Origin of the sequence: Nonomuraea sp. NPDC050383 (assembly GCF_044459125.1) — a bacterium.
Classification (GTDB): domain Bacteria; phylum Actinomycetota; class Actinomycetes; order Streptosporangiales; family Streptosporangiaceae; genus Nonomuraea.
Genome location: NZ_JBITIP010000021.1, coordinates 13859 through 26305, shown reverse-complemented (window position 1 = coordinate 26305; position 12447 = coordinate 13859). Strand labels below are relative to the sequence as shown.

At 73.4% G+C, this 12447-nt stretch carries 11 protein-coding genes; 5 read left to right on the top strand and 6 right to left on the bottom strand.

Features of this window, described 5'->3' with window-relative positions; genetic code table 11:
* Positions 1–23: 23 nt before the first annotated feature.
* Complete coding sequence (locus tag ACIBG4_RS35685; RefSeq protein WP_397206140.1) at positions 24–626, bottom strand: YitT family protein; 603 nt, start codon at positions 624–626, stop codon at positions 24–26.
* A gap of 63 nt (positions 627–689) precedes the next feature.
* On the opposite strand from ACIBG4_RS35685, the gene ACIBG4_RS35680 reads away from it, so the two are divergent.
* Positions 690–2159 (top strand): PLP-dependent aminotransferase family protein, encoded by a 1470-nt coding sequence (locus ACIBG4_RS35680; protein WP_397206138.1) that lies wholly within the window; start codon positions 690–692, stop codon positions 2157–2159.
* A 7-nt stretch (positions 2160–2166) separates the two neighbouring features.
* Here ACIBG4_RS35680 and ACIBG4_RS35675 read toward each other — a convergent pair whose 3' ends face one another.
* Complete coding sequence (locus ACIBG4_RS35675) at positions 2167–2787, bottom strand: trimeric intracellular cation channel family protein (protein WP_397206136.1); 621 nt, start codon at positions 2785–2787, stop codon at positions 2167–2169.
* A gap of 92 nt (positions 2788–2879) precedes the next feature.
* Complete coding sequence (locus tag ACIBG4_RS35670) at positions 2880–4367, bottom strand: peptide MFS transporter (protein ID WP_397206134.1); 1488 nt, start codon at positions 4365–4367, stop codon at positions 2880–2882.
* Between the two features lie 156 nt (positions 4368–4523).
* Here ACIBG4_RS35670 and ACIBG4_RS35665 point away from each other — a divergent pair, with 156 nt between their 5' ends.
* The 3 genes from ACIBG4_RS35665 to ACIBG4_RS35655 all read left to right on the top strand — a co-directional run bounded on the left by ACIBG4_RS35665 (position 4524) and on the right by ACIBG4_RS35655 (position 8357).
* The gene (locus tag ACIBG4_RS35665) at positions 4524–6359 is read left to right on the top strand and encodes an AMP-dependent synthetase/ligase (RefSeq protein WP_397206132.1); all 1836 of its coding nucleotides are present in this window, start codon (positions 4524–4526) and stop codon (positions 6357–6359) included.
* Positions 6360–6428: 69 nt separating this feature from the next.
* Positions 6429–7715: a hypothetical protein gene (locus tag ACIBG4_RS35660; RefSeq protein WP_397206130.1), complete on the top strand. Its 1287-nt coding sequence runs from the start codon at positions 6429–6431 to the stop codon at positions 7713–7715.
* Positions 7716–7877: 162 nt separating this feature from the next.
* A complete protein-coding gene (locus tag ACIBG4_RS35655) occupies positions 7878–8357 on the top strand; it encodes a hypothetical protein (protein WP_355440874.1) in 480 nt (159 codons plus the stop codon).
* A gap of 96 nt (positions 8358–8453) precedes the next feature.
* Here ACIBG4_RS35655 and ACIBG4_RS35650 read toward each other — a convergent pair whose 3' ends face one another.
* Complete coding sequence (locus ACIBG4_RS35650) at positions 8454–8990, bottom strand: NUDIX hydrolase family protein (RefSeq protein ID WP_397206128.1); 537 nt, start codon at positions 8988–8990, stop codon at positions 8454–8456.
* Entirely contained in the window at positions 8987–9652 is a 666-nt protein-coding gene (locus ACIBG4_RS35645; RefSeq protein WP_397206126.1) for an AAA family ATPase, read from the bottom strand. Before ACIBG4_RS35645 ends, ACIBG4_RS35650 begins: the two co-directional genes overlap by 4 nt.
* A 190-nt stretch (positions 9653–9842) precedes the next feature.
* On the opposite strand from ACIBG4_RS35645, the gene ACIBG4_RS35640 reads away from it, so the two are divergent.
* Entirely contained in the window at positions 9843–10883 is a 1041-nt protein-coding gene (locus ACIBG4_RS35640) for a LacI family DNA-binding transcriptional regulator (protein WP_355440880.1), read from the top strand.
* A gap of 20 nt (positions 10884–10903) precedes the next feature.
* On the opposite strand, the gene ACIBG4_RS35635 is transcribed toward ACIBG4_RS35640, so the two are convergent.
* Positions 10904–12412 carry an alpha-N-arabinofuranosidase gene (locus ACIBG4_RS35635; RefSeq protein WP_397206123.1) on the bottom strand — a complete coding sequence of 503 codons (1509 nt, stop codon included), beginning with the start codon at positions 12410–12412 and terminating at the stop codon, positions 10904–10906.
* Between the last annotated feature and the right edge of the window lie 35 nt (positions 12413–12447).

The following is a 12447-nucleotide window of genomic DNA, read 5'->3' as shown; positions in this document are numbered from 1 at the left end:
TCGTGACGGGCCCTGCCGCGCGATCACGTGAGGGGGAAGCGGCGGGCGAACAGCTGGGTCAGCGGCCCGATCGCGAGCGCGAACACCAGCGTGCCGATGCCGACGGTGCCGCCGAGCAGCCAGCCCACGGCCAGCACGGCGATCTCGATGAGGAAGCGGCCGAGCCGCAGGGACAGCCCCATCCGCGCCAGGCCGGTCATGAGCCCGTCACGCGGTCCCGGACCCATGCCGGCGCCGATGTAGAGCACGGTGGCCAGCGCGATCGACACGATGGCGAGGCCCAGGTAGAGCCAGCTCAACGCCCAGTGGCCGGAGGCGGGCAGCACGAAGAGCGCGGCGTCGGCGAACAGGCCGACGAAGATCACGTTGCTGATGGTGCCGACGCCGGGCCGCTGCCGCAGCGGGATCCACAGCAGCATCACCAGCGCGCCGACCCCGATGATCACGGTGCCGATCGACAGCCCGAGGCGGCCGGCCAGGCCCTGGTGGAAGGTGTCCCACGGGTCGTTGCCCAGCCCCGAGCTGACCTGGAGGCCGATGCCGAGGCCGTACAGGGCCAGGCCGCCGTAGAGCCGGACGAGACGGGAGGGGAGGGAGCCCAGCTGCGGGACGGTCGCTTCGCTCATAGTGGACCCAGAGTGGCAGGCCACCCCCTTGCCAAAACAGGGCCAATCATCAAAAGTGGCCTGATGAGATATGTGGGAGCGGCGCAGGTGGCCCGGCTCGCCGACGTGCCGCCGGAGGCCCGCCCGTACTACCGGGCGCTCGCCGACGCCGTGCGCGCGCTCATCCTCGACGGGCGCATCCCCGTCCGCGTGCGCATGCCCGCCGAGCGGCACCTCGCCGCCACCCTGGGGATCAGCCGCACCACCGTGACCGCCGCCTACGACCTGCTGCGCGAACGAGGCTACCTCGACAGCAGGCAGGGCTCCGGAAGCTGGACCGCCCTGCCCGACCCCGCCTCCACCACCGACAACCCGTGGCTGTCCACCGGCCGCGACGGGCTCATCCAGCTCCACGCCGCCGCCCCGCCCGCGCCGTCCGCGCTGCGCGAGGCGATGGCCGAGGCCGTCGAGGACCTGCCCCGGTACGGCATGGGCCACGGCTACGACCCCATGGGCCTGCCCGCGCTGCGCGAGCGCGTCGCCGCCCGCTACACCGCGCGCGGCCTGGCCACCCGGTCCGAGCAGATCCTCGTCACCACCGGCTCCCAGCACGCCCTCCACCTCGCCATGAGCCTGCTGGCCGGGCCCGGCGACCCCGTGCTCGTCGAGTCGCCGACCTACCCGCACGCCATCGACGTGGCCCGCCGGTGCGGCGCCCGGATCGTCCCGGTCGGCATCTCCCACGAGGGCTGGCAGGCCGACCTGGTCGCCTGCGCGCTGCGCCAGTCGGCGGCCCGGGTGGCGTACCTCATGCCCGACTTCCAGAACCCCACCGGCGCGCTCATGGACGACGCCACCCGCGCCGCCGTCGCCGGCGCGGCCAGGCGCACCGACACCACGATCCTCATCGACGAGACCTGGGCCGAGCTGGACCTGTCCGGGCCCGACCCGTCCGAGCCGGCCCCTCACACGGCCGTCAGGAGCGGGACCGTCGCGCCCATGGGCGCCTTCGACTCCGACAACCGGATGATCAGCATCGGCTCCGCCTCGAAGCTGTGGTGGGGCGGGCTGCGCATCGGCTGGCTGCGCGCCAGCGCCGCGCTGATCCGCCGGCTGGCCGTGCACCGGGCCGCCGTCGACATCGCCAGCCCGGTGCTGGAGCAGCTCGTGGTGGCCCGCCTGTTCGACCGGCTGGAGGAGACCAGGGCCGAGCGCCTGCGCGGGCTGCGCGCCTCCCGCGCCATGCTCGTGGCCGCGCTGCGGGAGCGACTGCCCGCCTGGGAGTTCACGGTGCCGCGCGGCGGCGGCACGCTGTGGGTACGGCTCGACTCCGGCTCGGCCGTCACCCTGGCCGAGGCCGCCGCCACGCGCGGGGTGCGGCTGGCGCCCGGGCCGTGGTTCGGCGTCGACGGGACGCTGGAGGGGTACCTGCGCCTGCCGTACACGCTGCCGCCGGCGGTGCTGGAGGAGGCCGTGGAGCGCATCGTGGCCGCCCGCGACCACGGCCCCGCGGGAGGGGACAGGCCCGCCGACTCGCTGGTCCCGATGGTCTGACCGGTGCTCACTCGGACGGCTTGACGCCCCGGGCCAGCGGGGCGCGCCACTTGTAGCGCATCGCGGCCACGCGCAGCCCGAAGGCCACCAGCGCCGAGGCCAGCGTGGCCGGCCAGCCGTGCAGCCCCAGCGTGGACAGCTCCGCCATCATGGCCGAGCCGAGCAGCGCGGGCACCGCGTAGAGCTGGCGGTCGTACAGCAGCGTCGGGATCTCGCCCGCCAGCACGTCGCGCAGCATGCCGCCGCCGACGCCCGTGGTGACGCCGAGCAGGGTGGCGTGCAGCGGGCTCAGCCCGTACTCGAGGGCCTTGAGCGTGCCGACCGCGCAGAACAGCCCGAGTCCGGCCGCGTCGAACACCAGGATCGCCGGCATCACCCGCGCCACGTGCGGGTGCCAGAAGAACACGATCACCGTGGCCGCCAGCGGCACGAGCACGTACCCCACGCTCTGGAACGCGATCGGCCGCACGTTCAGGATGAGGTCGCGCACCACGCCCCCGCCCAGCGCCGTCATCTCGGCGAGCACCGCCATCCCCACGACGTCGAGCCGCTTGCGCACGCCCATGAGCGCGCCGGACAGCGCGAAGACGAAGATTCCCACCAGGTCGAGCAGTTCGGGCACGGTCACATGTCTATCGGATCGGCCGTCCCGCGGGCGCGTGCGGGTCCGCGCGGGCGGGCTCAGCGGGCGGGCTCAGCGCGCGGGACGGGCGGGCGGAGTCAGCGGATCGGCGGCGTCGCGGGCTCGTGGTGCTCGGACATCAGATGGCGCAGCCTGCGGGTGAACATCAGCAGGGCCAGCCCCGCCACGATCGCCATCAGCGCCAGCAACGTGTAGTACATCGGCTCGGACACGACGCCGCTCAGCCGCCCGGTCTGCCCGCCGACCGCGTCGCCCACCGAGACCGCGATGAACCACAGCCCCAGCATCTGCCCCTTGAACGCCCGGGGAGCCAGCTTGGTGGTGACCGACAGCCCGACGGGGCTCAGCGACAGCTCGCCGAACACCTGGATGAGGTAGACGAGCACCAGCCACCACACCGACACCCGGCCGCCCTGGGCGAGCGTGGCCGCCACCGCCATCACCAGGAAGCTCAGCCCCACCATGACCAGCGCGAAGGAGAACTTCTGCGGCGTGCTCACCCGCGTGCCCAGCTTCACCCACAGCGCCGCGAACACCGGCACGAAGATCATGATGAACAGCGGGTTGAAGGACTGGGTGGTGGCCGCGTTGATGTGGATCCCGAACAGCGTCAGGTCCGTGTTGTTCTCGGCGAAGAACAGCAGCTTGCTCGGCGCCAGGTCGTACAGCATCCAGAAGATCGCCGCGGCGGCGAACAGCCACACGTACGCCTTCACCCGGGAGCGCTCGTCCTCGGTCAGGTCGTGGCTGCCCAGCAGGATGTAGCCGAAGTAGACGACCGGCACCGCCAGGATGATCACGGTCACGACGACCGTGAACCGGTCGATGGTGAACGTGCCCGTCGCCACCCAGATCGCCATGGCCGCCACGACGCCGAGCGTGCCCAGCCCCACGTGCCGCAGCACCTGCCGGCGGTGCTCCGGCGGCAGCGGCATGCCGGGCCGGTCGCCGACGCCGCGCAGGTTCCCGCGGCCGAGGACGTACTGGGCCAGGCCGAGGGCCATGCCGACGGCCGCGGCGCTGAAGCCCAGGTGCCAGCGGTCGCCGTCGGCCAGCCAGCCCACCACGATCGGCGCGAAGAACGCGCCCAGGTTGATCCCCAGGTAGAACAGCGAGAACCCGGCGTCGCGGCGGCCGTCGTCCTCGTCCGGGTAGAGCTTGCCCACCATGACGGAGATGTTCGGCTTGAGCAGGCCGGTCCCGGCGATGATCAGCCCCAGCCCCAGCCACACGAAGACCGGCGACGTCACCGGCACGGCCATGCTGATGTGGCCGCACATGATGACGAACCCGCCCCAGAACACCGAGCGCCGCGGGCCGAGGATGCGGTCGGCGATCCAGCCGCCGGGCAGCGCAACCAGGTAGATGAGCGCGCCGTACACGCCGACGACGGCCGTCGCGGTCTGCTCGCTCATGCCCAGGCCGTGCTGGGCGGGGGACGCGGCCATGAAGGTGGCCAGGATGGCGCGCAGGCCGTACCAGCTGAACCGCTCCCACATCTCCGTGCCGAAGAGCGTGGCCAGCCCCCACGGATGGCCGAAAAAGGTGCGTTCGTGCGTTTTCATGCGCGCCCCCGGGCATTCTTCCGCAGTCGATTCATCACTCTACGTGATAGCGGACTCCGTCACCGGTGGGGCCTTGCCGCTACCCCGGTCGTGTGGTGCGATGCATGCCACGCGGGCAAGTGAGCGGACAAGTGAACAGCTGCGGAGGCGGTTGCCATGGCCGATGTCCTCGACGTGCGGGCGGAGATCGACGAGCTGATCGCCGGCCGTACCATCTGCGACCAGCTCAGGACGGCGGCCGAGCGGCATCCCGGCGCTCCCGCCTATTCGGATCCGGCCGCCGGAGGCGGCTGGGTCACGCTCACCTACGCCGAGGCGCGGCTGCGGGTGCTGGAGATCGCCGCCGGGTTCGCCGCGCTCGGCCTGCGGCCCGGTGAGACGGTCGCGCTCATGATGGTCAACCGCAGCGAGCACGTGCTGGCCGACCTGGGCGCCGTCCACGCGGGCGGCGTCGGGTGCACGATCTACTCCACGTTCGCGCCCGGCCAGATCGCGTTCGCCGCCGCCGACGCCGGCGCGGCCTACGCCGTGCTGGGCGGCCCCGACGACCTCGCGCGCTGGCAGCCCGTGCTCGACGAGCTGCCCGGCCTGCGGAAGGTCATCCTGCTGGAGGGCGCGCCGGCCGGCGACCGGTTCATGGCGTGGGACGACCTGCTCGCGCTCGGCCGCTCCGCGCTGGCCGACGATCCGGAGGCCGCCGAGGCCCGCGTGCGCGCCGTCACCGCCGAGGACGTGGTGACCGTCCTCTACACCTCGGGCACCACCGGCACGCCCAAGGGCGTGCCGCTCACCCACCGCAACGTGCTGTACGAGGTCGCGGCCACCGACCGCATGGCCCGGCTGCCGGAGCGCGGCACCCAGGTCTCCTACCTGACGTACGCGCACATCGCCGAGCGGGTCCTCAGCCTCTACCTGCCGCTGGTGAAGGCATCGCACGTGCACTTCTGCACCGACCTGGCCCAGCTCGGCGCCACGCTCGGGCAGGTGCGGCCGATGCTGTTCTTCGGCGTGCCCCGCGTGTGGGAGAAGATGATGGCCCGCCTGCTCGCCGTGCTCTCCGCCCAGCCCGAGGAGCGCCAGGAGGCGGTGCGGCGGGCCATGGCGGCGGGCCTCGCCTACGTCGAGGCGGGGCAGCACGGCCACACCGTCACCCCGGAGGTCCGCGCCGCCTACGAGCGCGCCGACGCGGAGCTGCTGGCCGGAGTGCGCGCGCTCATCGGGTTCGACCGCGCGGAGTGGACCGCCACCGGCGCCGCGCCGCTGCCCGCCGAGGTGCAGCGCTTCTACGCCGGTCTCGGCCTCAAGGTCATCGACGTGTACGGCATGACGGAGACGACCGGCGCGTTCACCGGCAACGGCCCCGGCTGCTACCGGCTCGGCACCGTCGGCCGGGCCGAGCCCGGCGTCGAGGTGCGCATCGCCGAGGACGGCGAGATCCTCACCCGCAGCCCCCTCAACACCCGCGGCTACCTCAACCGGCCCGACGGCACCGCCGCGCTCGTCGACGCCGGCGGCTGGCTGCACACCGGCGACATCGGCACGGTCGACGACGACGGCTTCTACCGGGTCGTGGACCGCAAGAAGGAGCTCATCATCACCTCCGGCGGAGAGAACATCTCGCCCGCCGCGATCGAGAACCACCTCAAGGAGCACCCCCTCGTCGGCCAGGCCCTGGCCTACGGCGACAACCGCCCCTACCCGGTCGCCCTCCTCACCCTCGACGCGGACATGGCGCCCGGCTGGGCCCGGGCCCGCGGCATCGAGGGCACCCTCGCCGAGCTGGCCGCCCACCCCGACGTGCTCAAGGAGGTCGAGACCGCCGTCGCCGCCGCCAACCAGCGGCTCGCCCGGGTCCAGCAGGTCAAGCGGTGGGCGCTGCTCGGCGCCGAATGGACGGCCGAGACCGAGGAGCTGACGCCCAGCCTGAAGCTGAAGCGGCGGGTCATCCACGCCAAGTACGCGGACCTGATCGAGGAGCTGTACTCCGGCTGACGAGTCTTTGCCCTCCGGGGCGTGTGTCGTGGTCACTGCCATGACCGGGCGCTTCCTACGGTCTGGATCATGACCAGAAGACTCGTTCTCGTCTCGCTCGCGGCGGGGGCCCTCACGGTGCCCGCGCCGGCGTCCTCCGCCGCCACGACCCTGCCCGGGGCCGCGAGTCCCGCCGGGGTCGCCTCCACCTCCACCTCCGCCTCCGGCCATGGGCTCGCCGCCGCCGCGCGTGCCGCCCGTGTCCCGACCATCCGCGAGATCAACCTGCGGCCGGCGTCTCCCGTCGTCGGCGCCGGAGACTCCGTCCGCATGGTGATCGACGTCGTGGCCAAGGACGTCAAGGGAAGGAACGGGGTGAGCGTCAAGGTCGAGCCCGGCGCACCGCCCCAGTCGGCCCCCGGCTCTCCCGGCTCTTCCGACGGGACTTCCCCGGCCACGGGAGCCGTCGCCCCCGGCGAGCCCGCCGCCCAGGCGCCCCGCCCGGCCGCTCCGGCTCCCCGCCCCGCCGCTCCCGGCACGGGCAGGCCCGGATCAGCCGCCTCCGGACCCGGGACGCAGGACCGGACGCCGCCCGCCGGCTCACCCGCCGGCCCACCAGCCGTGGCGCCCGCGGTGGCCTTCGACGACCTGGGCGCGCCGATGCCGTCCGGCCACGCCATCCGGCCGGCGGGCCGTCCGCTGCTGCCCACGCGCGACCACCAGCCGGGCGTGGTGGTGTCCCACGACCACTCCTCGTCCGCGTCGCCCGGCACGGCCCGTGAGATCCACGGCGCGGCCCGCCTGGCGCCGCGCTCCCCGGAGCGCGACCACAAGCGGGGCTCCGCCGCGGGCCGGGACGCGGGGCGCGACAAGGGCGACGCGACGGTGTCCTGGCGCCCGACGCCGGGCTGGATGCGGTTCGACGGCGACTGGCAGACGTGGCGCTTCCTGCCGGACAAGGCGCTGAACCGCACCTATCCGGCCGGCACGTGGACGATCACCGCGACCGCCGTCGGCGCCGACGGGGCCACGGCGACGAAGTACACCACGTTCCAGCTGCGCCGCGAGACCAGGCTGGACGCCGTGCGCGTGGCTCCCGCACCGGACGGCTCGGCCGTGCGGTTCACCGGCTCGCTGACCCGCGTGGGACCGCGGGGCCTGGCCGACTACGCCCCGTTCGCCGCGCAGCCGGTCGACGTCCTCTGGCGGCCCGAGGGGAGTGACACGTGGGAGGAGGTGGCCGAGGCCACCACGGGGGAGACCGGCGCCTTCACCACGTCGGTGGCGGGCCGTACCGGCGGCTCCTGGCGCCTGCGCTACGAGGGGACCTCCCGCTACGCCCCGATCCTCTCAAAAATCCACCAAATAGCCGAATAGCACGATAAATGGCCCGAGAAAGGCATATTTCGGGCTATGAAATGAAGAGTCGTTGCATGATTGTGATCGGCGGATCGCAACTTTCCTTTACCGCGTCGCGTCAATCGCGATGACGCGCACCCGTCCGGGCGCGCGTTCCACACGGGGAAGGAAGTTCACCCAATGATGCGACGACTCGCCGCCGGCCTGGCGGCGGCCGCTCTGGGCGTCACCATGGTGGGGGCGGCCGCCGCCCCCGCGCTGGCGGACCCGGACGTCGACGGCGGCCACACCGCGCTCCGGTTCGACGCGGGCCCCGAGCCCGTCTGGCAGGGCAGGAGCCTCTCGCTGGACGGCAGGCTCTCGGTGGAGTGCGAGGAGGACTACATCAGCGGTTTCGTCTCCGTCCACCACGCCGACTACTGCAAGGAGTCGGAGTCGTGGCACCGGCTCGGCTGGAAGCGGATCGTGATCCTCTTCCGCCCGGACCGCGGCGGGGACTGGGAGCACGTCGAGACGGTCACGACCGGTCGTGACGGCTCCTTCCACACCAGGGTCCCGGCCTACACCTCGGGCACGTGGCGCGCGGTCTTCGAGGGCTCGCGCCGCCTCGACCCGGTGGAGGCCACGGACTGGGTCAAGGTCGTCGGCCACCGCCGCTGACCCGCCCGGCCCTTCGCGCGGCGCCGCCCGGCTCCCTCCTGGGGGCCGGGCGGTCGCCTTTCCGCCTCCCGGCCCTCGCCGGGGCCGGCCGGGGTGTCAGGTGAGCCGGCCCACGTGCGCCAGCGCCTGCTTGAGCAGGACTCCCTGGCCGCCCGTCATCTCCTGCTGCACCATCGGCGAGGCCGCCTCCTCCGGCGTGAACCACACCAGGTCCAGCGCGTCCTGGCGCGGCCGGCAGTCGCCCCGCACCGGCACGATGTAGGCCAGCGACACCGCGTGCTGGCGCGGGTCGTGGTACGGCGTGACCTCGGGGGAGGGGAAGTACTCCGCCACGGTGAACGGCGCGAGGGAGGCCGGCAGGCTGGGCAGGGCGACCGGTCCGAGGTCCTTCTCCAGGTGGCGCAGCAGCGCGTCGCGGACCCGCTCCTGGTAGAGCACCCGCCCGGAGACCAGGGCCCGGCTCACGTTGCCGTCGGGGGCGATGCGCAGCAGCAGTCCCACGTGGGTGACGATGCCCATGTCGTCCACCCGCACCGGCACCGCGTCGACGTACAGGATCGGCATCCGGCCGCGCAGCGACTCCAGCTCCTCGGGTGCGAGCCAGCCCGGCGTGGTTTCGGTCATTTCGGTCATCTGTAGATCGTACTGGGCTCCGTGCGCGAGGAGGGGGAGGCGGGCTCCCCGTCGAAGACGATGCCGCGGAGCAGGGCCGCCGCGCTCCGGTCGATCACCACCGCGCCCGCCGCGGGAGCGGCCGTCCCGGCCCTGACCCGCGCGAGCAGCGCCTCGCAGCGGCGGCGGTGGTAGGAGAACGTGCGCGCCCGCACGACCCGGGCGCGGGCCCGCTGGCCGGCCAGGGCCGCCTCGGGGCCGGCGTCGAGCAGCAGCAGGTGGAAGGCGGCGCCGCTGCGCCGGGCCATCCGGGCGAAGACGCGCAGCACCAGCGGCCCGCAGCCCCGGTTGTGCGCGATCACCGGGCCGCCGGCGGCGAGCGCGCGCCGGATCCGCAGGAGGTGGGTGGCGAAGACGACCGCGGTGCGCACCCGTCCTGGCGCCCGGACGAGGGTGCCCGCCCAGCGCGCCTTCGACTGCGCGGAGTCGATGACCGTGACCCCGTCCACGACCACGGGTGCCGCCTCGGTGCCGTCCATCGCGTACAGGCGGCGCAGCATCGTGCTCTTGCCGGCCCCCGGCAGCCCGGTCAAAATCACCAGCGCCCCGGCCGGGTACCGCAGCACCCGGTCTCCGGCGGCGTCCGGAAGGGGCCGGGCCGTCTGAGTGGTTTGTCCGGGCATATCGGGTACCTCCGCGTCCGTCCTGTCGCGCGGGGGGCTCCCGCCTGCCTAGCGAACGAAGACGCGCCTGATGGGGTTCCGCCAGGGGTGACCGGTCGCACGGGAGCCCGCGTCGACGCAAAGGAGATCGCCTTTGGGCACGCGGTGCGGGACCGTTCCTGTTAGCGTTATCGCGAAAGGGGTGAGGCGCATGGCGACGGCTTCTGACGGGGGAGGGAGGCCGCGCAGCCGGCCCGCGGTGCTCGGGGACGTCGCCGCGCTCGCCGGCGTCTCCGCGATGACCGTCTCCCGGGTGCTCAACACGCCTCACCGCGTGCGCGCCGAGACCCGGGCGCGCGTGCTGGCGGCCGTGCGCGAGCTCGACTACTGGCCCAACTCCGCGGCCCGGCAGCTCGTCACCGGCCGCTCGGGCGTGCTGGGCGTGGTGAGCATCGACACCACCCTGTACGGCCCGGCCTCCACCCTGTACTGCATCGAGCAGACCGCCCGGCTCAGCGGCTACACCGTGAGCATCGCGAGCCTGAGCGCGCTCAACCGCCGCTCCATCGAGGAGGGCGTCCATCGGCTGCGCTCCCAGTCGGTCGACGGCGTCATCATCGTCGCCCCGCACGAGTCCGCCGCCGACGGCCTGCACCACCTGCCGCCCGACCTGCCGGTGGTCGCGGTCGACGCGGGCGAGGACATCCCGGTCCCGGTCGCCATGGTCGACCAGCGGGCCGGCGCGATCCGCGCCACCCGCCACCTGCTGAGCCTCGGCCACGAGACCGTCTGGCACGTGGGCGGCCCGGCCGACTGGATCGACGCCAGCGGCCGCATCGAGGGCTGGCGCGGCGTCCTGGAGGCCGAGGGCCGCTCCGTGCCCGAGCCGCTGCGCGGCGACTGGAGTCCCCGCTCGGGCCACCAGCTCGGCCGCCGGCTGGCCGCCGACCCGTCCGTGACGGCCGTGTTCGTCGGCAACGACCAGATGGCCCTGGGCGTGCTGCGCGCCATGCGCGAGTCCGGGCGGCGGGTGCCGGAGGACGTCAGCGTGGTCGGCTTCGACGACATTCCCGAGTCGGCGTACTTCTGGCCGCCGCTGACCACCGTACGGCAGGACTTCCGCGAGGTCGGCCGGCACGCCTTCCACCTCCTCCTCGACCGCATGGCGGGCGAGGAGAAGGGCGAGCGGCGCCGGCTGGTCGAGCCCGACCTGGTGGTGCGGGAGAGCACGGGCACCCCGCAGCGGGCCTGAGGGGCCGGGCCCGGGCTGATTCAGCTCAGCCGGATCACGTTCCACGAGACCGGCGGCAGCAGCACCCGCAGGGGGTCGTGCTCGACGTCCGGGTTGGGACGGGGGGCGATCCGGCCGGGATCGTCGGCGGTGTTGCGGGCGTAGACGTCCGTGTCCGTCAGCGTGGTCGCCTCGGTGATCCGCACGCCGCCGAGCGCGCGGGCGTCGATCTCCAGGGACAGCGGTTCGTCGGTGGAGCGGTTGACGGCGAACACGGTGACGCCGCCGTCCTCGGCCCGGGTGGCCACGGCGTGCAGCAGCGGCACCTCGCCGTACTCGGCCGTCTCGTACGACGGGGAGACGGGCTCGACCCGCAGCACGTCGCCCGTGGCGTACCGGGAGGCCTGGGCGAAGGGGTGGAAGGTGGTCTGGCGCCAGGCCCGCCCGCCCGGCTCGGTCATGATCGGCGCGATGACGTTGACGAGCTGGGCCAGGGAGGCGGCGGTCACCCGGTCGCTGTTGCGCAGCAGGGTGATGAGCAGCCCGCCGAAGGCGACGGCGTCGGCCAGGTGGTAGTGGTCCTCCAGCAGCGGCGGCGCCACCGGCCAGTCGCGCGGCGGCTCGGCGGCCTGGAAGCGCGACAGGTACCAGATGTTCCACTCGTCGAAGGAGATGTTGATCTTCTTGCGGGACTTGAGCTTCGCGCCGACGTGGTCGGCCGTGGCCACGACGGAGGAGATGAAGTACTCCATGTCGGTCGAGCAGGCCAGGAAGCTGCCGAGGTCGCCGTCCTTCTCCTCGTAGTAGGCGTGGCAGGAGACGTAGTCGACAAGGTCGTATGTCTCCTCCAGCACCTGCGCCTCCCAGGCGCCGAACGTCGGCATGGAGGAGCCGGAGCTGCCGCAGGCCACCAGCTCCAGGCCCGGGTCGACCATGCGCATGGCGCGGGCGGTCTCGGCGGCCAGCCGGCCGTACTCGGGGGCGGTCTTGTGGCCGGTCTGCCAGAAGCCGTCCATCTCGTTGCCCAGGCACCACATGCGGATGTCGTGCGGCTCCTTGGCGCCGTTGGCGATCCGCTGGTCCGACAGGGCCGTGCCGGACGGGTGGTTGCAGTACTCCAGGAGGTCGAGGGCCTCGGCGACGCCCCTCGTGCCCAGGTTGAGCGCCATCATCGGCTCGACCCCGGCCTTGCGGCACCAGCGGACGAACTCGTCCACGCCGACCTCGTTGGTCTCCGTGCTGTGCCAGGCCAGGTCCAGCCGGCGCGGCCGGCTCTCGCGCGGGCCGACGCCGTCCTCCCAGCGGTAGCCGGAGACGAAGTTGCCGCCCGGGTAGCGCACGGTGGACACGCCCAGCTCGCGGGTGAGGTCGAGGACGTCACGGCGGAAGCCGTCCTCGTCGGCGGAGGGGTGGCCGGGTTCGTAGACGCCGGTGTAGACGCACCGGCCCAGATGCTCGACGAACGTGCCGAACGTGCGCCGCCGCACGGGGGCCACTCGGAACGCCGGGTCGATGGTGAGGTGCGCCTCGCGGGCCCTGCGGTTGCTCACGTGCTCTCGCGCTCCTGTGGTGCAGGTGTGACTGG